Source organism: Streptomyces adustus, from assembly GCF_009377175.1.
In the GTDB taxonomy this organism is placed as follows: domain Bacteria; phylum Actinomycetota; class Actinomycetes; order Streptomycetales; family Streptomycetaceae; genus Streptomyces; species Streptomyces adustus.
Genome location: NZ_VJZD01000544.1, coordinates 1 through 1,291 on the forward strand (window position 1 = coordinate 1; position 1,291 = coordinate 1,291).

The window sequence follows — 1,291 nt, forward strand, 5'->3', positions numbered from 1 at the left end:
CCCCCGCACCCGGCGTGCCGACACCACCCACCGGCACCCACCACGACACCCCGGACACCCCCGGCACCCCGGACATTCCCGGCCGGCGCACCCTCGCCCACTCACCCACCGGCAACAGCCGGCCACCCCGACGCGCCCCCGAACCCCGCGGCGGACTCCTCATGGGACGCCCCTTCGGCGTACCCGTCTACGTCGCACCCAGCTGGTTCCTCGTCGCCGCCCTGATCACCTGGGTCTTCGGCAACCAGCTCGACCGCGTCCTGCCCGAACTCGGCGCCGCCCGCTACCTCGTCTCCCTCTTCTTCGCCGTCGCCTTCTACGCCTCCGTGCTCGTCCACGAACTCGCCCACACCGTCGCCGCCCTCCGCTTCAAACTCCCCGTCCGCCGCATCCAGCTCCAGTTCTTCGGCGGCGTCTCCGAGATCGAGAAGGAAGCCGAGACCCCCGGCCGCGAATTCGTCCTCGCCTTCGTCGGCCCCCTGCTCTCCCTGGTCCTCGCCGGCGTCTTCTACCTCGCCATGCGACCCGTCCAGCCCGGCACCGTCCCCGGCGTCCTCCTCGCCGGCCTGATGATCTCCAACCTCATCGTCGCCGCCTTCAACCTCCTGCCCGGCCTCCCCCTCGACGGCGGACGCATGCTCCGCGCCGTCGTCTGGAAAATCACCGGACGCGCCATGAGCGGCACCGTCGCCGCAGCCTGGGTCGGCCGCGCCCTCGCCGTCTCCGTCCTCATCGGGCTGCCCCTGCTCACCCAGTCCGGCGCCCTCGGCTCCACCGCCGAGGACAGCGTCGGCATGGACACCGTCTTCGACGCCCTCCTCGCCGCCATCCTCGCCGCCATCATCTGGACCGGAGCCGGCAACAGCCTGCGCATGGCCCGCCTGCGCGAACACCTCCCCGAACTGCGCGCCCGCAACCTCACCCGCCGCGCCGTCCCCGTCGAGACCACCACCCCCCTCTCCGAAGCCCTCCGCCGCGCCAACGCCGCCGGCGCCCGCGCCCTCGTCGTCGTCGACGCCGCCGGCGAACCCCTCTCCCTCGTCCGCGAGGCCGCCATCGTCGGCGTACCCGAACACCGCCGCCCCTGGGTCGCCGTCAGCGGCCTCGCCCAGGACCTCACCGACGGCATGCGCGTCTCCGCCGAACTCTCCGGCGAAGAACTCCTCGACGTCCTGCGCGCCACCCCCGCCACCGAATACCTCGTCGTCGAGGACACCGGAGAGATCTACGGCGTCCTGTCCGCCGCCGACGTCGAGCGCGCCTTCGTCAAGGCCATGGCCCGCCCCAGCTG

At 72.9% G+C, this 1,291-nt stretch carries 1 protein-coding gene; it reads left to right on the plus strand.

Annotated features, from left to right (window positions below; all coding sequences use genetic code 11):
- Positions 1-1,291: site-2 protease family protein (locus FNH09_RS46435; RefSeq protein ID WP_238427502.1), on the plus strand; the 1,291-nt coding region annotated here is incomplete at both ends.